This window comes from Parabacteroides sp. D25, assembly GCF_000307475.1.
In the GTDB taxonomy this organism is placed as follows: domain Bacteria; phylum Bacteroidota; class Bacteroidia; order Bacteroidales; family Tannerellaceae; genus Parabacteroides; species Parabacteroides distasonis.
The window spans coordinates 133,192-152,998 of the sequence record NZ_JH976508.1; the positions used below are offsets into that span (position 1 = coordinate 133,192).

The following is a 19,807-nucleotide window of genomic DNA, read 5'->3' on the forward strand; positions in this document are numbered from 1 at the left end:
GCGAACAAAAAGCGAACAGTGTTTTAGCCCCGAATCCAACCTTATCGGATACTTTTGCAGTCAAAAAATGAATGGGATGAAAAGAATTTTACTTTTGACTTTGTTGAGTTGCGTGGGCTTGTGTACACAAATATTGAGTGTTTTTGCCCAACAAGGAGAGAAAAGTGTCGGGATAAATGTGGGTTACGGCACAGCAAGTAGTTTTGAGTCGTTTCGCTTAGGTGCTGAGTTCAATTGGAACGCAACGGATCATATTCGTTTGTCGCCTTCTTTCGATTGCTATTTTGCCAGTAGTACCTCTTATGTGGTTAGTGCGGATGTACATTATTTATTTCCGATAAAAAACACATGGCAGGTTTATCCTTTGCTGGGAGTCACTTATACTCATTTCATGACTAATGAATTTGGGGGAAATATTGGAGCTGGTGTGGAATATCCGATTTCCTCGTCTTTTTATGTAAGTGCCGAAGGGAAATACCAGCTTACGAAGGATTTCCAGCAATTTGCTTTGGCGGCAGGTGTAGCCTATAAGTTTTAATAGGTCATTTGATACATCGTTCGACGGAGTATAAAGACTAAATTCGTTGGGAGAACGAGATATAAGAACTTCTTAGGAGATGGTAACGTCCTATAAAATAAAATCCCGGATAGCGTTTAATCTACCCGGGATTATATATTAATGTATAAGACCTTATCTTAGTTTCTGTACTCCCTGCGAGGCCCGCAATCATTACGATCTTGATGAGGACCACGGTCTCCAGACGCTTCCAGCCGATCTCGGAAATGTGAAGCAGATCATCCTTGCCCGATATAAACTCAACGAACGTACCGTAAGGCATAAGAGAAGCGTTATCCCTCAAAAGGCATGTTTGGCAACATGATCCTAAATTATCAGTAGTACTTACCTTGCCAACGCAGTATATCTTCTATGCCACTTGCAGTATATATCCCATGGATAAGTAAGTAGTACTGACTTTTCCGGCATGAGAAAAGCGTTTCCCTTAGGCGAACAAATAGTTTCTCCTAGGGAAAACTAAAGTTTCGTAAGCACAAAACTAAGGTTTCCTCATGAGGAAACAAATGTTTCCATAGCGGAAAACTTTTGTTTTATACCAAGAAAAACTATAAATGTCAATTAATCAGTTTTTTAGATGATATATGAAGCATGACCAAATAGATAGCTTGCCGGCTAAGCAATGTCTCCGTCTTCGGTCGCTTCTTGAAAAAGATAGGACTAATAATACGGTTGGCGAGTAGGGGACGGTGGTGTTTTGTGATTGAAAAGTAGTAAATGGTTGTAGATACGAGCCAATAGTGGTAGATGCTATTTATCTACCACCACCCGATAAATAACTTATGACCAATTGATTATAGCTATAGTTGTAGGTGTGGTAGATGATTTGATAAAAAAATCCCGGATAGTGTTTAATCTACCCGGGATAATATATAATGTATAAGACCTTATCTTAGTCTCTGTACTCCCTGCGAGGTCCGCGATCACCACGATCCTGACGAGGACCACGGTCTCCACGATCTTGGCGAGGTCCACGCTCACCTCTTTCTGGTCTTGGCGGACGTTCCTCGTAACCTTCCGGTTTCGGAAGCAATACCTTGCGGGAAAGTTTGAACTTGCCTGTTTTCGGATCGATATCAACCAACTTGACAGAAACCGTATCGCCTTCCTTCAAGCCGGCTTGCTCAACGGTCTCCAGACGTTTCCAATCGATCTCGGAAATGTGAAGCAAACCATCCTTACCCGGCATGAACTCAACGAATGCACCATAAGGCATGATAGAGGAAATCTTTCCTTCATAAACCTCTCCGATCTCAGGAACAGCGACGATAGCCTTGATCGCCTTGACAGCCGCGTCGATCGTAGCCTTATTCGTGCCGGAGATCTCGATCTTTCCTACGCCGTCTACCTCATCGATAGATACCGTAGCTCCCGTTTTCTCTTGGATACCTTGGATGATCTTACCGCCCGGGCCGATTACCGCACCGATGAATTCCTTACCGATAATCATCGTCTCGATACGAGGTGCATGAGGTTTCAAATCCTCACGAGCTTCCGGTTGAGCCTCCAAGATCTTGCCCAAGATATGCATACGACCCTCTTTAGCTTGAGCCAAAGCATTCTCAAGGATCTCGTAAGACAAACCGTCTACCTTGATATCCATCTGAGTTGCCGTGATACCGTCTTTCGTACCCGTTACCTTGAAGTCCATATCACCCAAGTGATCCTCGTCGCCTAAGATATCAGACAAGATCGCGTAGTTCGTACCCTTGTTCTCGGAGATCAATCCCATAGCGATACCGGATACCGGTTTCTTCATCGGGACACCTGCGTCTCTCAACGCCAAGGTACCGGCGCAAACCGTAGCCATAGAAGAAGAACCGTTAGACTCCAAGATATCGGAGATTACACGTACTACATACGGATAGTTGTCCGGGATCATACGTTTCAGCGCACGGTGAGCCAAGTTGCCGTGTCCGATCTCACGACGGCCTACGCCACGTGTTGCTTTGGCCTCGCCTGTGGAGAATGGGGGGAAGTTATAATGTAAAAGGAAACGCTCGTATCCATGGTTCAATACGTCGTCTATCATTTTCTCATCAGACTTCGTACCTAAAGTTACCGTAGATAAAGACTGAGTCTCTCCACGTGTAAAGATAGCGGAACCGTGAGGACCCGGCAGGCAATCTGTCTCGATCCAGATCGGACGGATCTCGGTAGTCTTACGACCATCCAAACGCTTGCCCTCATCAAGGATGGCACGGCGCATAGCCTCTTTCTCTACATCGTGATAGTAGCGACCGATCATTTCCAGTTTCTCGTCCGTCAACTCCTCCTCGGAGAATTGAGCCTTGTATTCTTCTACGATTTTCTCGAATGCCTCGCTGCGTTCGTGCTTGCCGCTACCGGATGTGGCTACGGCGTAAGCCTTGGCGTAACATTTGTCGTGTACGTCCTTGCGCAACTCGTCATCGTTTACCTCGTGGCAATATTCGCGTTTTACCAATTTGCCGCAAGCTTCGGATAACTCCAGCTGAGCCTTGCATTGTACCTTGATAGCCTCGTGAGCGACCTTGATAGCCTCAAGCATCTCAGATTCCTGAACCTCGTTCATCTCACCCTCAACCATCATGATGTTGTCTATGGTAGCGGCAACCATGATGTCGATATCAGCTTTCTCCAATTCTGCGGAAGTTGGGTTGACGATGTATTTTCCATCCGTACGAGCTACGCGAACCTCAGAGATCGGTCCGTTAAAAGGAATATCAGAAACTGCCAAAGCGGCGGAAGCGGCCAAACCTGCTAATGCGTCCGGCAAATCTTCGCCATCAGCGGAGAACAATATAATATTTACATATACCTCAGCGTGGTAGTTGTCTGGGAAAAGAGGACGCAACGCACGGTCTACTAAACGAGATGTGAGGATTTCATAATCAGAAGCTTTTCCTTCTCTTTTTGTAAAACCTCCGGGGAAACGTCCAAAAGCGGAGTATTTCTCTTTGTATTCTACTTGCAACGGCATGAAGTCAACACCCGGGTTCGCGTCTTTAGCGGCACAAACAGTGGCGAGCAACACGGTGTTGTTCATACGAACGGTAACCGCTCCGTCCGCCTGTTTGGCCAATTTCCCGGTTTCGATGGTAATGGTTCTTCCATCACCTAACTCGATCGTCTTGTTAATTGGATTAAGCATAATCTTTTTTCTTATTTTTCTATCTGTCAAAAATTGGTGCAAATGTAATGAAAGTTTACCTGTAATTGCATGAAAATGAAAAGAAATAACAGTCTTAAAGCACTTTTTTTGAAAAAAGCCTTGAAGAAATACGGAATAATAGTGCCACAATTGTAAAATAATGTATATTTGCACCGGATTAGTAATATAGACAAACTGGAATAATGAAACAAATATCTACGAATTTACTAGCTGTGCTGTGTGTTATGTTGCTTTTGTTCACGGCTTGTAAGAAGAATTCTGATTTTACGGTGGAAGGTGTAGTGTCCGGCGCAGACGGCCAGATGATGTATCTGGAGAATGTAGGTGTGTCGACGGTAGAGTTGATGGACTCCGTAAAACTGACGGCGGCCGGTAAATTCAGCTTTACGAAGCCTCGTCCGGCATTCCCGGATTTTTATCGCTTGCGTCTGAATAACCAATTGATCAACTTCTCGGTAGATTCTACGGAGACGATCTCGTTCGTGGCCGATGCCGGGACTTTCGCTACTTCTTATAGCGTGGAGGGCTCAGAGAATTGCAAGGCGATCAAGAATATTACTTTGGCTCAATTAGATGCGAACCAAGCGATCCATCGTTTACGGAAAGAATCTGAGTCCGGTCTGTTGGCGGATTCCGTATATTCCCGCCAGGTGCTCGAGGCCGCCGAGGCTTATAAGGACGTGGCTCGTAAGTATATTTATTCCGCCCCGATGTCCGCTGCCGCTTACTTTGCCTTGTTCCAGCAAATTGACGGCTTGCTGTTCTTCGATTTGTATGACAAGAACGACTCGAAGGCTTATGGCGCCGTAGCCACCAGCTTCGATCACTATTATCCGGAAAGCCCTCGTGCTAAGCATCTGTATAACTTGGCTCTTCAATCGATAAAGGTGATTCGTAGCCAGCGCCCGATGGACTTGGATAAGGTGGAGAAGAAAGAGGTTAGTTTCTTGGATATCGAGTTGCCGGATGTACATGGGGAAAACACGAAATTGTCTTCTGTCGCTACAGGTAAGGTGGTGTTGATCAACTTCACGGCCTATATGTCCGAATGGTCTCCTGCCTTGAATATGGAATTTGGCGATTTATATACGAGGTACCACGATAAGGGCTTGGAGATTTACCAGATCTCTTTGGATAGTGATCTTCACTTCTGGAAGAACGCCGCTTCTAATTTACCTTGGACTTGCGTGCGTGATCCACAGTCGGTTTACTCTCAGACCGCAGCGTTGTATAACGTGAAACAGCTTCCGGCGATCTTTATCTTGGATCGCAAGGGAAACTTGGTTAAACGGGTGGATGACGTGAAGAAACTTGAGGCTGACATCAAGTCCGTGTTGTAAATTGTTCATGATTTAATCATCAGATTTATATGTTATAAAGCACTTTCGTAAACTTGTTCATCTTAGAAAGATAACCTAACTTTGCGGAGTCTTGAAATGATAAAAAAGGGGAGTTCCGGCCATATGACTTGGTCGGGATTCTTTTTTATTATGCGATAATCAATCAATATTAATATAAAGAATAAGGAGGATTTAGTATGGCTGTTAGTTATATGACAAAGGACGGCTACGATAAGATTTTAGCTGAAATCAACTATTTGGAGACCGTGAAGCGCCCTGAAATATCAGCCCAGATCGCTGAGGCGAGGGATAAGGGTGACTTATCCGAGAACGCTGAGTACGATGCCGCCAAAGAGGCTCAAGGTATCATGGAGGCTAAGCTTGCGCAGTTAAAAGGTTTGATCTCAAACGCCCGTCTGATCGATGAGAGTCGTGTGAAAACTGATGAGGTTCAGATTTTGAACAAGGTGAAAATTAAGAATACGAAGAATAACGCTGTCATGACCTACACGTTGGTATCGGATTCGGAGGCTAACCTAAAAGAAGGAAAGATCTCCGTAAGCACGCCGATCGCCCAAGGTTTGATGGGAAAGAAGGTAGGGGATGTCGTTGAGATCCGTGTGCCTTCCGGCTTGATGACGTTTGAGATTATGGATATTTCAATTTAAAAACAGAAAGACGTATGGCAACTATTTTCAGTAGAATCGTGGCGGGTGAGATCCCTAGCCACAAGGTTGCGGAAGACGATGAGTTTTTTGCTTTCCTCGATATCAATCCGGTAGCCTTGGGGCATACCTTGGTAATTCCTAAGAAGGAGGTCGATTATATCTTTGATATCGATGATCCGATGCTGGGACGGATGGTAGCTTTCGCTAAACGGGTAGCTCGTGCTCAAGAGACCGCTATCGAGTGTAAGCGTGTAGGATTGGCTGTCATGGGTTTGGAAGTGCCCCATGCGCATATCCATTTGATTCCTATCACGAAGGAGTCCGATATGTATTTCGGCGGGAAGAAATTGGCTGTAAGTCAAGAAGAATTGGCCGAGATCGCCGCTAAGATTAGAAAAGAATTCAAATAATTGAATATAATTTTTTAATTATAAAAAATTGGTTATATTTGTACCCGCTGTTTTATGCGTGACAATATCATGCAAAGGGGACAGCAAATCATTAATATGATTCATTAGTGGTTTTTACTCATAAATTTGTTAACCTTAGAAGAAAGGCCCCTCTGTGACAGAGCGGCCTTCTTTTTTTAAACACACAATAAACATTATAAACTACTAAATTGATATCTTCATCTTACATCTTCGAATAGGATTAGGGGAGCCAAACGGCATGCCTGTTCCAACCGTGTACACCGTTCCAGTAATCATGCCAGTCATATAGCATACCGGATTGATGGATATATACGCCACATAATACAAGGGAGATAAGCCATAAGGCTAATAATATCCATCTTGCTTGCGTCGGTAAGGGACGTACCTTGAACAATTGGCAGCAAATCGCGTATATCAGGGAGAATATGGGGATGCCGATGAATAAGATCGTCCCTATGCATCCCATGATTGCCATTGACAGCGGTGCTCCGTTTATCAAGTCCGCTCCGAACGGAGAGAGATTATAGATGAATCCGGCTCCACCCATGAGCAAAGCGAATGTTACGACTACCAGAATGAATACGACTAGTACTAGCGGCGGCAACAAGAAGATTCCGGCTAATATGATGAAAAACTTCAAGATGAACCCGATGACCAGAACGAAAACATCCGCCAGCTTTTGGAAGAAGTTCCTCGGCTTATCCGAGCTGATGAAGTCGTTCACGTTATTGCTGACTTTCTCGAATCCATCTGTCACGGTCTTTCCGATATTCTCCACCGTCACGCTTTGCCCGCGCATCTCGAGTTTCTCGGTCGCCGTGCGTGCCATCGGTACTATGATCCACAACAAGAAGTAAAGCGGAACCGTGATTCCATAGAAGAACATCAGAAGGAAAAGCACGATACGTACGGCAGTCGGGTCCCAATCCATGTAGGCGGCGAAACCTCCGGCGACACCTCCCAGAATACGGTTGTCCGGGTCACGCATCAAGCGTTTCTTGGTCGTCTGGGCATGAGTCTCCTGTTGTTGCGTCCGGTAATTATCCTCGTGGTCGGTGCTTTTCTCTTCCTCCTCGAAAATCTCTTCCGGCTTACCCATCCGTTTGATCACTTCCTCTACCTGCTCGATCGTGATGACCTCGTAGCCTAAGCGGACACGCTCGTTAAGAAGTTCCGAGATACGCATCTCGAAATCATCCATGATCTCATCCGAACCCTCTTCTTTGCGGAAGTGGATGCGCAGGTTAGACAGATATTTGTCTAATAATTGGTATGCGTCTTCGTCAATGTGGAAAACTGTGCCTCCCAGATTAACAGTAAGTGTCTTCTTCATCACTCTTTCGTTTTAATTGTTTCTGATGTGGTTTATTGTATCATTTAGTTCCTGCCATGAAGCCTCCAGCTCGCCGAGGAATAGTTCTCCTTTCTCGGTCAGTTGGTAATACTTGCGTGGCGGTCCTTGCGTAGATTCTATCCACTGATAACTTAATAGCTCGCTATTTTTTAGTCGGGTTAAAAGAGGATATAAAGTGCCTTCCACAACGATCAACTTCGCTTCTTGTAACTTCTGAATGATATCAGAGGTGTAAGCGGGTTCCTTTTTGAGAAGCAGGAGGATGCAATATTCCAGCGTCCCTTTCCTCATTTGTGATTTTACGTTCTCTGCATTCATCTCTTTTAATTTTATGCTACAAATGTATGTATTACATATGTACTATGCAATACATGCTACTATGAATTATTATTATTTAACCGAATACTTGCACAAAAAGAGCAATTATGTGTAAAAAAGGACTGATGTCGTGTCTTTTAGAAGAGAAAAGCGTACTTTCGCGGTATCAATTCAAAATAAGGAATTATGATTTATTATCATTTCGCCGAGTTAATACACCGTCAGGCAGAGAAATATGGGAACCGTACAGCGTTGAAACATAGAGATAACGCTACGGGGAAATGGTTGAAGATTTCTTGGAGGGAGTTTTCCGATAAAGTTATGCTTACGGCCAAGGCGATGGCTGAGTTCGGGATAAAGGTACAAGAGAATATCGGGGTTTATTCCCAGAATATGCCTCAGTGTTTATATACGGACTTCGGTGCGTATGGTAACCGGGTGGTTTCCATCCCGATGTATGCGACGAATTCTCCGGGACAAATCGAGTACATCATCAATGACGCTAAGATCCGCACGTTGTTCGTGGGTGAGCAATTGCAGTATAATAACGCTTTCAAGGTACAGAAGGACTCTAAGTATCTGGAGCGTCTGGTTGTCTTTGATCCGGCGGTCAAGATGAATCCGGAAGATAAGACGTCCATTTATTTTGATGATTTCTTGCGCTTGGGGGATAATGCGCATGCGGAGAGCACGGTGAAAATACGTATGACGGAAGCCGTTCCGGAGGATCTGGCTACCATTATATATACGTCCGGTACGACAGGTGAGTCGAAAGGCGTAATGCTTCCTCATTCTTGCTATCTGGAGGCGATGCGGATACATGATGTACGTCTGCCTCTGGTAACCGACAAGGATCTATCCATGAGTTTCTTGCCAATGACTCATATCTTCGAGAAGGCTTGGTGTTATTATTGTCTCCATAAAGGGGTTACGATCGCTATCAACCAAGACCCGAAAATGATCCAGAAGACATTGCCGGAGGTTCATCCTACCTTGATGTGCAATGTGCCTCGTTTCTGGGAGAAGGTGTATGCGGGCGTGCATGAGAAGATCAACTCCGCCTCTCCGGCCATGAAGAAGATTTTCTTGGATGCGATCGAGACTGGGCGAAGGTATAATCTGGAGTATAAGAATAAAGGTATTCCGGCCCCGTGTAGTCTGAAGTTGAAGTTCCAATTTTACAATAAAACGGTTTTTACCTTATTGAAGAAGGTATTGGGTATTGAGCGTGGACGGTTTTTCCCGGTGGCGGGCGCTCCGTTATCGGACACGATTAATGAGTTCTTGCAGTCCGTGAATATCCCGATCGCTTATGGTTATGGACTGAGCGAGACGACGGCTACGGTTTGTTTCTACCCGGAGATCGGATTCCAGTTTGGTTCTATTGGTGAGGTAATGCCGGGAGTTCAAGTGAAAATAGATCCGGGGAATAACGAGATCTTGGTGAAAGGCAAGACCGTGATGTCCGGGTATTATAATAAACCGGAGGAGACGAAGAAGGCTTTCACCGAGGATGGTTTCTTCCGTACCGGCGACGCTGGTCGTTTGGAGGGTAATACGTTATTCTTTACGGAACGAATCAAGGATTTGTATAAGACTTCAAACGGAAAATATATCGCCCCGCAAGCGATCGAGATGGTGATGAGCGGTGATAATTATATCGAGCAAATCGCTGTTATCGGCGATCAACGTAAGTTCGTGAGCGCCTTGATCGTGCCGGCTTATCCATTGTTGGAGAAGTATGCCGGGGAAAAAGGCATCTCGTTCGAGAGCCGGGAGGAGTTGGTGAAGAACAAGGATATCATTCGTTTCATCGAGGCTAGGGTAGAGGAGCACCAGAAGAACTTGGCTTCTTACGAGAAGATCAAGCGCTTTACCTTGTTGCCGGAACCCTTCATGATGGGATGCGAGCTGACGGATACGCTAAAGTTGCGCCGTCCGGTCGTATTGCAGAAGTACGCTACCGAGATAGAGGCGATGTACGAGGAATAACGAGTTTGTCGGCTATCAACTATTTCTTATCTTCGCGGTAAATTTAAAAAAGAAAAGAACATATGATCACATCAGACCAACTACATGACGTGTTGGAGCGCGATAAGGCGCTGAGGGGGTATCTTTGACATCGATAGCAAGACCATTCAGTTAGAAGAGGAGGAGCTACGTACGCAAGACCCCGGTTTCTGGGAAGACGCCAAACGCGCGGAAGTCCAGATGAAGAAAGTAAAGGAGCTAAAGAAATGGATCGAGCTTTACGGTGAGGTACATGCGGCGGCTGAGGAGCTAGAGTTGGCTTACGAATATGTAAAGGAAGAGATTATCACCGAGGAAGAGGTGGACGCGGCTTATAAGAAGGCCCTTCATTTACTGGAAGACTTGGAGTTCCGCAATATGCTTCGTGACGAGGCCGATCAAATGAGCTGCGTGCTCAAGATCAACTCGGGTGCCGGTGGTACCGAGAGCCAAGATTGGGCTTCCATGTTGATGCGTATGTATCAGCGTTGGGCTGAGAATAACGGTTATAAGATCTCTATCGCCAACTATCAGGAAGGGGATGAGGCCGGTATCAAGACCGTGACCTTCAATATTGAGGGCGATTATGCCTATGGCTATCTAAAGAGCGAGAATGGCGTGCATCGTTTGGTACGTGTATCTCCTTACAACGCCCAAGGTAAACGAATGACCTCTTTCGCCTCCGTATTCGTCACCCCGTTGGTGGATGATACGATCGAGGTAAAGGTAGAGGCGGCGGCTATCTCTTGGGATACGTTCCGTTCGGGCGGCGCCGGAGGACAGAACGTGAACAAGGTGGAATCCGGAGTTCGCTTGCGTTATCAGTTCAAGGACCCGTATACAGGCGAGGAAGAAGAGATCTTGATCGAGAATACCGAGACTCGCGACCAACCCAAGAACCGTGAGAACGCTATGCGTCAATTGCGTTCCATCCTTTACGATAAGGAGTTGCAGCATCGTATGGCCGAGCAGGCCAAGGTGGAGGCCGGAAAGAAGAAGATCGAGTGGGGTTCGCAGATCCGTAGTTACGTATTCGATGACCGTCGCGTAAAAGACCATCGTACGAACTACCAGACTTCCGACGTGAACGGTGTGATGGATGGAAAGATCGACGATTTCATCAAAGCATACTTGATGGAGTTCGCCGGAGAAGAAAGCTCGGAAAAATAAGTTTTTCCCTTTAACATTTGCATATCTCGATAATAAATCGTAATATTGCACCCGATTTCAGAGCCTAGCTCTGAACAGGTCCTATAGCTCAGTTGGTTAGAGCACCTGACTCATAATCAGGGAGTCCTTGGTTCAAGCCCAAGTGGGACCACGATGGATGATCGCTAAATAACGTAATATTAGTTATTTAGCGATTTTTTATTGTACCTGCATGAACTAAAAAAGAATATGAGTGTTTGAGGTCACAATTTGTGATCTCTTTAGAGAAACGCCGCCGCCCTCGTGAATATGGAATGAAAGGCTTGGTTGATCAGGCCCGGATCGATACGGGAGTGTGTCGGGAAGGGGATTTGATGGGAGTAAGCGAACGGGAAATCCAGCTCTTCCAATATCTTGCCGGACGCTTTTCCTAAAGCCTTGATCACCCCGCCAGTAGGCATAACGATATCTTTTTTCAATGAGATCGCCCGAATACGATCGCAAGCCCGTTGGAAGAACGACTCCCGGTAATCTCGTAACACATCCTCACGTACCATGGCCTTAAAGGCTTGCTCCAGAAAATCATTCTTGAACGAGGTGGGAAGCGTACGGTTCTCCAAGAAATCATGCCGGAAGTAATGGCGTACCTTGGCGAACGCCTCCTTGTCCATGATATCACGGGCGTTGCCATCCATCTCACTGAAGATGGAGCCACCGCAAAACATGAATAAACGGGTGTCCGTAAACATCTTGTCCGGATTCGCTAATAACAAGACCTGCGAGAGTAACGCCCCGATGGAATAAGCGAATAAGTTGATGGACGTATCTTCCTTGAACAAAGGATGCTTGCCGTTCTTGATCTCATGAACCAATTGCCACATATTATAAACGGACTCTCTGCCCGAGGCGTAAAAGCGTAACGGGTTTTGGGATAGCCGGCTGCTGAGGGCTACGTTGGCGAAGGTGGAGTTCGTCACGTTCGCTACCTCCTCCTTGCGTTTGCTTACCCAAGGGAGGATCGCACGGGGATTGGCCCATAATCCCGGGGTACGGTTCATATGGAAAGCGATCGGGAACAGGATGACCGGCTTACCGGTCGTATGGGTGAGGTATTCCGCCCATGTGAGGTATTTTTCCCAAGTCCGCTCGTTCAGGCCATGCAACAGGATAATCGCCTCATTATTCTTTTTACGTCCAGAGGGCGTGAATATGGCATATGAGAAAGATTTGTTCTCTTGGATACGATCGTCGGTCATCGGACAGAATCCGGTGGGGGTAAGTCCCTTCTGGAACTCGTCGATCTCGCTGGCGCCACGGGTCTGGGTGAAGCGAAACGGGATGATCTCCAGATGGCTCTCTTCCAATTCTGTCTTTTTGTCATAAGAGAAAAGACTGTTCAGTTGCTTAGTACGAAGTGAAATATCCATAATCCTCTGATTTTTTACTGCAAACAAACAATAGAAAAACATCTCTTCAAAATAAATGGTTTAAACGGGCTTTGTTGGGGACATAAAGTGTTATTTAGGGGTGAAATCTTTTATAGAGGGGTGAATTTCGTCTGGGAAAATGATTACATTTGTTCCAAAATAGAGGCAAAAAGATGGGAATGTGGGATCAAAAAATACCAAGTTACATATACGGTAAGCAGAATATCGTGAGGCTGATCCTGTGGACGGCCTTGTTCGCGTTGGTGTTTATCAACATCTACAAGCCGTTTAGCTCCACCTCTTGGTACAAGGTCTCGGAGTTTAAGTTCTTCGTATTCTCTAGCTTGATTATCTTGACGGGAGTATTGGTGGTTGTCTTGAGCCGTATTATTCTGTTCCATTGGGGGAAGCGGCATGCTATCACGGTCCGGACCTATGCGATCTGGATCGTGCTGGAGATATTCTTCATGTCGCTTTTCTATACGATTTATACGTTGGTACTGAATCCGGAACGAGAATATATGGAAGTTTTTAACGATTCGGCGGTGAATACCAGTCTGGTTTTATTGCTCCCTTATTCCGTGCTGCACCTGTATTTCTCTTATAAAGAGAAAGAGCGGCAATTGCGATTGTTGGAGGAGAACCAGACAGAAGCGGCGGTTCGGCAAAGCGTTTTCTCTTTCTATGACGAGAAGAACGAGTTGCGCCTTTCCGTGAAGCGAAGTAACCTGCTGTATCTTGAATCGGCGGATAATTACGTTTGTATCTGGTATCTGAATAAGGGGCAGCTCACGAAGTTTATGCTTCGCAACTCCTTGAAGGCGATCGAAGAGAGCCTCGCTGATACGAATGTACTCCGTTGCCATCGTTCTTTCATGGTAAATTTCGACCAAGTGAAGGTGATCCGCAGGGAGAAGGAGGGCGTTTATCTGGAGCTGGGGATCGAGAAAGTACCCGATATCCCGATCTCCAAGACGTATAGCGAGAAGGTAACCCGCTGGTTCCAGACCTATTCTTCCTAGCGGGCTATTTCAATTCGATATTATTTTCTTTCGCGTATTGCGAGGGGCTCATGTTGAATTGCTTGGAGAAGGCCCGGCTGAAATAGGATTGCGAGTTGAAACCAACCGCCTCGGCGATCTCGTAAATCCTCATATCGCCTTGAAGGATTAACTCGGCGGCTTTCTTTAGCCGGCTGATCTTGATCAACTCGTTGGGCGTTACGTTCGACAGGCCGTTGATTTTACGGTAAAGGGTCGGACGGCTTAGATTCATCAAGTCCGCTATCATGTCCACGTCTAGGTTCACGTCGTTTATATGGCTGTCGATGATATCGTTCAGTTTCTTCAAGAACTTCTCGTCCGCCTTCGTGTAAGCCATGGATTTGATATTGGCAATCGGCGAGTTGAAATAATAGGCACGCATATTGCTCCGGTTGTTCAGCAGGTTCGTCACTTGGGAAAGCAATAGATCCATGGAGAAAGGTTTGTCGATGTAAGCGTCCGCCCCCAGCTCAAGCCCTTCCATGCGAGATTGCAAGGTGTTCTTAGCCGTCAGGAGGATGATCGGGATATGGCTGAACTCCAGATTAGTCTTTATCTTTTTCAATAAGGTGAAACCATCCATGACAGGCATCATGATATCGCTGATGATTAATTGGATGCCATATTCCTGAAGACGGGCAATCGCCTCCTCGCCATTACCGGCGGTGACAACATTGTAATGGACATTGATCTCTTGACCGATGAAATGGAGCATTTCGGTGTTATCTTCCACCACGAGAACCGTCGGGCGGGATTCTTGGGTGACATATTTCCGCTCGCTGGCAGGGTTGGTCAGGACCTCTGCTTTCTCTTCCTCTAGTTTTAATGAGTTCGGTTGGTTCACCGGCAAACGTAATCTAAAGATGATAAGCCCAGTCGGAGATTCCTCCAACGTCAACGATCCCTCGTGCATCTCCGCTAAAGAACGGGCCAAGGGTAGTCCGAGCCCGGTCCCGGATTTATGGATAGAGGAGTCATCCCGGTAGAAAGGCTCGAAGATCTTTTCTTTTATCTCCTCCGAGATGGGCTTTCCATCGTTCATGATATCGATCGTGAATCGCTCGCCATCTTGCGTCTCGAACCGGACGATGATCTTGCTTCTTGCGTATTTAATAGCGTTCGATAGGAGGTTGCTGAGTATCTTCGTGCAAGCCTCCTTATCGATAAAGGCGTAGAAAGATTTCACGTTACACTCGATAATCATTTGCAATGCCTCCTGCTCCGCCGTATCGTGGAAACGCTCAAAGGTCTCTTGCATCAATGCGATGATGTCCGTATGTATGAAGTTTAGTTTATATCCCTCGATTTCCGTCTTCCTGAAATCCAGTAGTTGATTCACCAGATCCAGTAGCCGGTTCGCGTTTTTATCCACAATCGTCAGATAATTCTTTGCGCTGGGAGATAGCTTGATGTCCCGTGTTACTTTCTCCAGAGGACTTTTAATTAAAGTTAGGGGCGTACGTATCTCATGAGCGATATTGATGAAGAAATCAATCTTAGCTTGATAAAGCTCCTTCTCCTTTTCATTCTCGAACTCCTGTATTTTCTGCTGTATATTGGCCTTATTATGCCGGGAAATGATAAAGATCAGCAACACTACGCATCCGATAGCGATAATCCCATATAGGATTAACGCCTTGGTAGAGAGCCACCATGGGGGAAGGATCGTAATCTGGAACATCGCCGGCTCATCATTCCAAATACCGGACAGGTTCGTCGCCTTCACCTTGAACGTATAATTACCGGGCGGTAGTTTTGTGAAATAAACCCGGTTCTCGCCCACCACATGATACCATTTGGAACTTAACCCTTCCATGCAATAGGCGTATTGGGTGAGGTTGGGAGCTTGGTAGCTTAATGATGTGTAGTCGATGTAGAATGTGGACTGATTATGTTCTAAGGTGATTCCTTTTTTAAAAGTGATAGCCTCTTGGTGTAAGAAGTTATGATCTGGATCATTATAATTAATCTGTGATATATATACTTTCGGTTGAATGGAAAATTCTTGGATACTATTAGGTTGGAAGCTAATCATCCCCTTTAGTGTCCCAAAATATAATTTGTCATTATCTGTTTTTAAAGAAGAGTTATAATTGAATTGATTTGAAGTTAATCCATGTTCTTTTTTGAAGACTTTTATTTTATGGTTTTTAGGGTTGAGTCTTGCGAGGCCGTTAGCCGTACTGATCCACATGTTTCCTTTTTTATCTTCTTCAATACGGTAAATTACATTGCTAGGTAAGCCATCTTGCATATCGTATTTGGTCGTTTGTTGAGTACTACGGTCATAAATTTTGATTCCGTCACCAGTTGCGAACCATAAGTTGTTCTTACGATCTTCATAAATATTGTTTATTGTTCGGCTTGTATTTACTGTATCTAATTTAAATTCTCCGTGTTGGGAAGTAGCAGGATTATAATAATATAGTCCTTTACTCGATGTTCCAGCCCATATTACTCCATCATGATCTTCAAAAAGAGTTTGTATCCTACAATTATTAGGAAATTGGCTTAATTTCTCAAAAATGTCTTTTTGAGAATTATATTGATAGACACCAAGAGCGGTAGCTACCAGCAAATCATTGTTTTGGAGTTTATAAAGGTATACGATGATGTCGTTTTTGTTTGCATAAGGATTTACGGAAATCGTGTAATGTTTGATTATTTTCTCAGTACGGATATCCATTAAATCAATACCATTAGCGTGTGTCCCTATCCATAGGTGATTATCTATAGACGCTAATCCATGTATACAATTTTGTGAAAGGCCTTTCATGTCATTAAAAGATGTATATGAATGGTCCTTCATGTTTAGCTTATTCAATCCAGCGTCTTCTGTGCCAATCCATAGATTATTATTTTTGTCTATGCAAATATCGTGTATAATATCTCCATTGAGCGTTCTTTGTCCAGGAATATTATAGTGCCTTTTGAATTTTGAATAAGGAGGAGAGTAGCTGATACCGCCATTATCAGTACAAACCCAGATACCTCCTTCTTGATCTTTGTAGAGTTCTTTGATAGCATTGCTGGATAATGAATAGAGGTCACTTTTATTTTGCTGGATAGACATTATCGTATCATTTTGAATATCATATAAATATATGCCATTAAAAGTGCCAATCCATACTTTCTCCTTTGTCATACGAATGATATTTCTAGTATAAAGTGGAGATTTTTTTTGTTGAGGTAAAATATCTTTATATGTTTTTGTCTGTATATCGATTCGTTTTATACCATTATCTTTAGTTCCAATTAATAATATATTATCTAAAGGAGAGGCCCATATTGCTGTCATATCATCGATAGGATGATTTTTATCTAGATTCTTGATATCTAAGGCTATGAATTCATTTTTGTCATCATCTAGAAAAACGACATTACCATTCGCTGTTGTTGCCCAAATTTGGTCTTGAGGAGTTATATAAAAGGAGGTAATAGGATCACTTCCTTTATACATATAATTAAGATGCATACCTTGACTTTCATTGTATTTTACGAGTGAGTACCCATTAAGAATCATCCAGAGATTTCCTTGCTGGTCAAATTGTAGTGAATAACAGTTGATTCCTTTGGTGAAATCAATGAGTGTGAAGGAATCTGTTTGATAGTCATATTTTTGTAGCCCAAGGTTGGTACTTACCCAAATTTGTCCGGTGGGACTTTTCGCTAAGTCAAGAATATAACTGCTCATTAAAGAGCCTTTTTCTGAAGAGTAGCTCTTGAATGTATAGAATTTTTTGCTGTCAAATCTATTGAGCCCATCTCTGGTACCAAACCACATAAAGCCATAGTCGTCTTGTACGCAACATGTGACATGATTATTACTTAATCCGTCTTCCATGTCATAGGACTTAAAGTAGAATGGGGTTGCATTCAGTTCTACTAAGAAGAATAAGCATAATAGCACAATTTGAAACTTCATGAGCTGTTGATGTTTTCCATGTTTCGTTTGCAAGATATCAACTTTTTTGATTTTTGCTTTTGTAAATTAGTTTCATTCTTTTTCATATAGTCTCAATATTGATTTTCAGATTCCAATTTCTTCTAATTCTAGTTGGTTTATAGGTGTGTTGATACGAAAAGTAACAATTTTGATATGATTGAATGGTTTGTTTTTCAATATCAATGATACATTTGCGACAAGTTCTTTAATGAGATAAGACTAGTAACGTTAAATTAATACTATGTTAATATGAAGAAAGTAATTGTTTTAATCAGTTTTTTATGTGGAGCGTTCTTTGTAAGTGCTCAACAAGGTAATCAACAACAAAGGCAACAAGAGCGGTGGAAACCGGAAAGTACAGAATGGTATCATCCTGTACCTCCAAAAGTAACCCCTGGAGTTGGAACAAGTGCTCCTTCTGATGCAATCATCCTGTTTGATGGAAAAGATCTTACAAAATGGGAAGCTGCTGGGAAGGATGGTGGATCTGCAAAATGGGCTATAAAGGATGGAACGATGGTTGTAGTTCCCGGTTCTGGCTCTATCCGTACAAAAGAGTATTTTGGTGATTGCCAATTACACATAGAGTTTAAGACCCCGATACCAGGTAAAGATAATACTTTACAAATGAAAGGAAATAGTGGCATTATGTTACAAAGTCGTTATGAGGTACAGGTCCTAGATTGTGAGGATAATCCTACTTACGTAAATGGCTGGGTTGGTAGTGTTTATAAGCAAAGTGCTCCTTTAGCAAATGCTTTTACAAAGACGAATGAATGGCAAGTTTATGATATATATTGGAAAGCTCCTCGTTTTGGAACAAATGATGAGTTGGAATCTCCTGCGATGATAACAGTCGTCTTGAATGGGATTGTTGTTCAGAATAATTATGTGCTGAAAGGGAATACCCCATATACAGGGTTACCTAAATATGTAGCTCATGGCCGTATGCCTTTAAGTTTACAAGACCATGGGGTAGAAGTTGCTTTCCGAAATATTTGGATTAGAGATTTGTAGAAAGAAGTTTAACCTTAAAGAATGATAACTTATGACTACACGTAGAAATTTCTTGAAAAATACAACAATGCTGGCGGCAGGTTTAGGAGTATCTCCTCTTTTGTCTTCGTCACCCTTACGATCTTATCAGAAAGAAGAGGTCATAAATGGAAAAGTAAGAATTGCCGTGATTGGAGTTGGAATGGGATGTCGAGATTTGCAAGGAGCGTTGACTGATAATCCATGGGTACATTGTGTCGGTATGTGTGATGTGAATAAAGTCAGACTTGAAGAGCAGCTTGCACGTTTTAAGAAAGATTTTCCAGAACAGACGGTTTCTATAAAAGCTTATACTGATTTTCGGGAGGTACTGGCCAATAAAGAAATTGATGGGGTTATTATTGCCACGCCCGACCATTGGCATCCTTATATTTTTGCAGAAGCCTTGAAGGCGGGAAAAGCTATTTATGTAGAGAAACCTGTTGGTAATTCAATTTCTGAGTGCAATGCGATGATGGACTTTCAGAAAAAGTATAAAGGTGTTGTGACAACGGGATTATGGCAAACAAGCCAACGCTATTTCAGGGCTGCGAATGAGATATTAAAATCTGGTGTGCTAGGGGATGTTTATAAGGTACAATTATGGCTTTGCCAATCTACAAATCCTCGTCCTTCTGTTGAGGATTCAGAGGCACCATCCACTTTGGACTATGATATGTGGTTAGGACCGGCTCCGGAACGTCCTTTTAATAATTCCCGTTTTCGTGGTTGGCGTGGTTTTTGGGATTATGGTGGTGGCCAACAGACTGATTGGGGGGTGCATTGGATTGATTCTGCTTTTGACGGGTTAAAAGCACTTGGTTTATGTGATAGAGAATACCCAGATGCGGTCTTTTCTATTGCATATAAAGATCCGGCATCGTTTAATGAAACTCCAAGTTGCCAAACAAGTATTTTCCAATATAAGAATTTCCATATTGAATGGGCTCAACAAGTTGCTTACCTTTATAATCGGAATCAAGGGGTCGCTTGGGTCGGAAGTAAAGCCACTCTGGTATGTAATCGTGAAGGCTATGAGTTGATACCGGAGAAAACCCGTGATGGTATCCTTTTGGCCGATAAAGCTCAATTGGTTGGTAAATTTGAAGATGGGGGAGTAGAGGCTCATGCGACTAATTGGTGTAAATGTATTTTGAATAAATCGATTGAGACAAATAGTCCGATAGAAAAGGGGGCTTTTGCTACAATATTGGCTCATATGGCCAATATCTCGTATCGGACAGGAACTCGTGTGGTATACGATCCTCAAACAAGGAAATTTGTGGACAATCCTAAAGCGGATGCATACTTGAACAAAACATATAGAAGCCCTTGGCAATTTCCGAATATAAAATGAA

General features: G+C 43.8%; 14 protein-coding genes and 1 tRNA gene. 10 read left to right on the plus strand and 5 right to left on the minus strand.

Annotated elements, in window-relative coordinates; translation table 11 throughout:
• The first annotated feature begins 76 nt into the window (after positions 1–76).
• A complete protein-coding gene (locus tag HMPREF0999_RS19225) occupies positions 77–538 on the plus strand; it encodes an outer membrane beta-barrel protein (protein WP_005860816.1) in 462 nt (153 codons plus the stop codon).
• A 928-nt stretch (positions 539–1,466) separates the two neighbouring features.
• On the opposite strand, the gene pnp is transcribed toward HMPREF0999_RS19225, so the two are convergent.
• Positions 1,467–3,707, minus strand: coding sequence for a polyribonucleotide nucleotidyltransferase (gene pnp / locus HMPREF0999_RS19235; protein WP_005860818.1), 2,241 nt, complete (start codon positions 3,705–3,707; stop codon positions 1,467–1,469).
• Between the two features lie 203 nt (positions 3,708–3,910).
• On the opposite strand from pnp, the gene HMPREF0999_RS19240 reads away from it, so the two are divergent.
• From HMPREF0999_RS19240 to HMPREF0999_RS19250, 3 genes are all read left to right on the plus strand, one after another.
• Positions 3,911–5,068 carry a TlpA disulfide reductase family protein gene (locus HMPREF0999_RS19240; protein WP_009018682.1) on the plus strand — a complete coding sequence of 386 codons (1,158 nt, stop codon included), beginning with the start codon at positions 3,911–3,913 and terminating at the stop codon, positions 5,066–5,068.
• Positions 5,069–5,265: 197 nt separating this feature from the next.
• Positions 5,266–5,736: a transcription elongation factor GreA gene (gene greA / locus HMPREF0999_RS19245; protein WP_005860822.1), complete on the plus strand. Its 471-nt coding sequence runs from the start codon at positions 5,266–5,268 to the stop codon at positions 5,734–5,736.
• A 14-nt stretch (positions 5,737–5,750) separates the two neighbouring features.
• A complete protein-coding gene (locus tag HMPREF0999_RS19250; protein WP_005860824.1) occupies positions 5,751–6,146 on the plus strand; it encodes an HIT family protein in 396 nt (131 codons plus the stop codon).
• Between the two features lie 241 nt (positions 6,147–6,387).
• Here the strand turns inward: HMPREF0999_RS19250 and HMPREF0999_RS19255 are convergent, their stop codons facing one another.
• Together HMPREF0999_RS19255 and HMPREF0999_RS19260 are read right to left on the minus strand one after the other, a co-directional pair.
• On the minus strand, positions 6,388–7,500 hold the full coding sequence (locus tag HMPREF0999_RS19255; RefSeq protein WP_009276682.1) for a PspC domain-containing protein: 1,113 nt from the start codon (positions 7,498–7,500) through the stop codon (positions 6,388–6,390).
• A 12-nt stretch (positions 7,501–7,512) separates the two neighbouring features.
• Entirely contained in the window at positions 7,513–7,839 is a 327-nt protein-coding gene (locus HMPREF0999_RS19260) for a PadR family transcriptional regulator (protein ID WP_005860828.1), read from the minus strand.
• Between the two features lie 186 nt (positions 7,840–8,025).
• Here HMPREF0999_RS19260 and HMPREF0999_RS19265 point away from each other — a divergent pair, with 186 nt between their 5' ends.
• The 3 genes from HMPREF0999_RS19265 to HMPREF0999_RS19275 all read left to right on the plus strand — a co-directional run bounded on the left by HMPREF0999_RS19265 (position 8,026) and on the right by HMPREF0999_RS19275 (position 11,170).
• A complete protein-coding gene (locus tag HMPREF0999_RS19265; RefSeq protein ID WP_009276683.1) occupies positions 8,026–9,831 on the plus strand; it encodes an AMP-dependent synthetase/ligase in 1,806 nt (601 codons plus the stop codon).
• A gap of 62 nt (positions 9,832–9,893) precedes the next feature.
• Positions 9,894–11,019 (plus strand): peptide chain release factor 2 gene (gene prfB / locus HMPREF0999_RS19270; RefSeq protein WP_121962165.1). Its coding sequence is split into 2 segments (ribosomal slippage): positions 9,894–9,956 and positions 9,958–11,019, totalling 1,125 coding nucleotides; the frame shifts between segments, so codons are not numbered across the junction.
• Positions 11,020–11,096: 77 nt separating this feature from the next.
• A tRNA-Ile gene (locus tag HMPREF0999_RS19275) sits at positions 11,097–11,170 on the plus strand.
• A gap of 109 nt (positions 11,171–11,279) precedes the next feature.
• Here HMPREF0999_RS19275 and HMPREF0999_RS19280 read toward each other — a convergent pair.
• A complete protein-coding gene (locus HMPREF0999_RS19280) occupies positions 11,280–12,425 on the minus strand; it encodes a DUF6051 family protein (RefSeq protein WP_009276685.1) in 1,146 nt (381 codons plus the stop codon).
• Between the two features lie 179 nt (positions 12,426–12,604).
• Here HMPREF0999_RS19280 and HMPREF0999_RS19285 point away from each other — a divergent pair, with 179 nt between their 5' ends.
• On the plus strand, positions 12,605–13,447 hold the full coding sequence (locus HMPREF0999_RS19285; protein WP_005860837.1) for a LytR/AlgR family response regulator transcription factor: 843 nt from the start codon (positions 12,605–12,607) through the stop codon (positions 13,445–13,447).
• A 4-nt stretch (positions 13,448–13,451) separates the two neighbouring features.
• On the opposite strand, the gene HMPREF0999_RS23265 is transcribed toward HMPREF0999_RS19285, so the two are convergent.
• A complete protein-coding gene (locus tag HMPREF0999_RS23265) occupies positions 13,452–17,393 on the minus strand; it encodes a hybrid sensor histidine kinase/response regulator transcription factor (protein ID WP_009276686.1) in 3,942 nt (1,313 codons plus the stop codon).
• Positions 17,394–17,663: 270 nt separating this feature from the next.
• Between HMPREF0999_RS23265 and HMPREF0999_RS19295 the strand changes: the two genes are divergently transcribed.
• Both HMPREF0999_RS19295 and HMPREF0999_RS19300 read left to right on the plus strand, forming a co-directional pair.
• Positions 17,664–18,431: a DUF1080 domain-containing protein gene (locus HMPREF0999_RS19295; protein ID WP_005864187.1), complete on the plus strand. Its 768-nt coding sequence runs from the start codon at positions 17,664–17,666 to the stop codon at positions 18,429–18,431.
• 31 nt (positions 18,432–18,462) lie between these two features.
• The gene (locus HMPREF0999_RS19300; RefSeq protein WP_005864188.1) at positions 18,463–19,806 is read left to right on the plus strand and encodes a Gfo/Idh/MocA family oxidoreductase; all 1,344 of its coding nucleotides are present in this window, start codon (positions 18,463–18,465) and stop codon (positions 19,804–19,806) included.
• Position 19,807 lies beyond the last annotated feature (1 nt).

Coding starts and splice junctions, on each gene's coding strand:
- HMPREF0999_RS19225 (WP_005860816.1), top strand. CDS start 77: ATGAAAAGAATTTTACTTTTGACTTTGTTGAGTTGCGTGGGCTTGTGT.
- pnp (WP_005860818.1), bottom strand. CDS start 3,707: ATGCTTAATCCAATTAACAAGACGATCGAGTTAGGTGATGGAAGAACC.
- HMPREF0999_RS19240 (WP_009018682.1), top strand. CDS start 3,911: ATGAAACAAATATCTACGAATTTACTAGCTGTGCTGTGTGTTATGTTG.
- greA (WP_005860822.1), top strand. CDS start 5,266: ATGGCTGTTAGTTATATGACAAAGGACGGCTACGATAAGATTTTAGCT.
- HMPREF0999_RS19250 (WP_005860824.1), top strand. CDS start 5,751: ATGGCAACTATTTTCAGTAGAATCGTGGCGGGTGAGATCCCTAGCCAC.
- HMPREF0999_RS19255 (WP_009276682.1), bottom strand. CDS start 7,500: ATGAAGAAGACACTTACTGTTAATCTGGGAGGCACAGTTTTCCACATT.
- HMPREF0999_RS19260 (WP_005860828.1), bottom strand. CDS start 7,839: ATGAATGCAGAGAACGTAAAATCACAAATGAGGAAAGGGACGCTGGAA.
- HMPREF0999_RS19265 (WP_009276683.1), top strand. CDS start 8,026: ATGATTTATTATCATTTCGCCGAGTTAATACACCGTCAGGCAGAGAAA.
- HMPREF0999_RS19280 (WP_009276685.1), bottom strand. CDS start 12,425: ATGGATATTTCACTTCGTACTAAGCAACTGAACAGTCTTTTCTCTTAT.
- HMPREF0999_RS19285 (WP_005860837.1), top strand. CDS start 12,605: ATGTGGGATCAAAAAATACCAAGTTACATATACGGTAAGCAGAATATC.
- HMPREF0999_RS23265 (WP_009276686.1), bottom strand. CDS start 17,393: ATGAAGTTTCAAATTGTGCTATTATGCTTATTCTTCTTAGTAGAACTG.
- HMPREF0999_RS19295 (WP_005864187.1), top strand. CDS start 17,664: ATGAAGAAAGTAATTGTTTTAATCAGTTTTTTATGTGGAGCGTTCTTT.
- HMPREF0999_RS19300 (WP_005864188.1), top strand. CDS start 18,463: ATGACTACACGTAGAAATTTCTTGAAAAATACAACAATGCTGGCGGCA.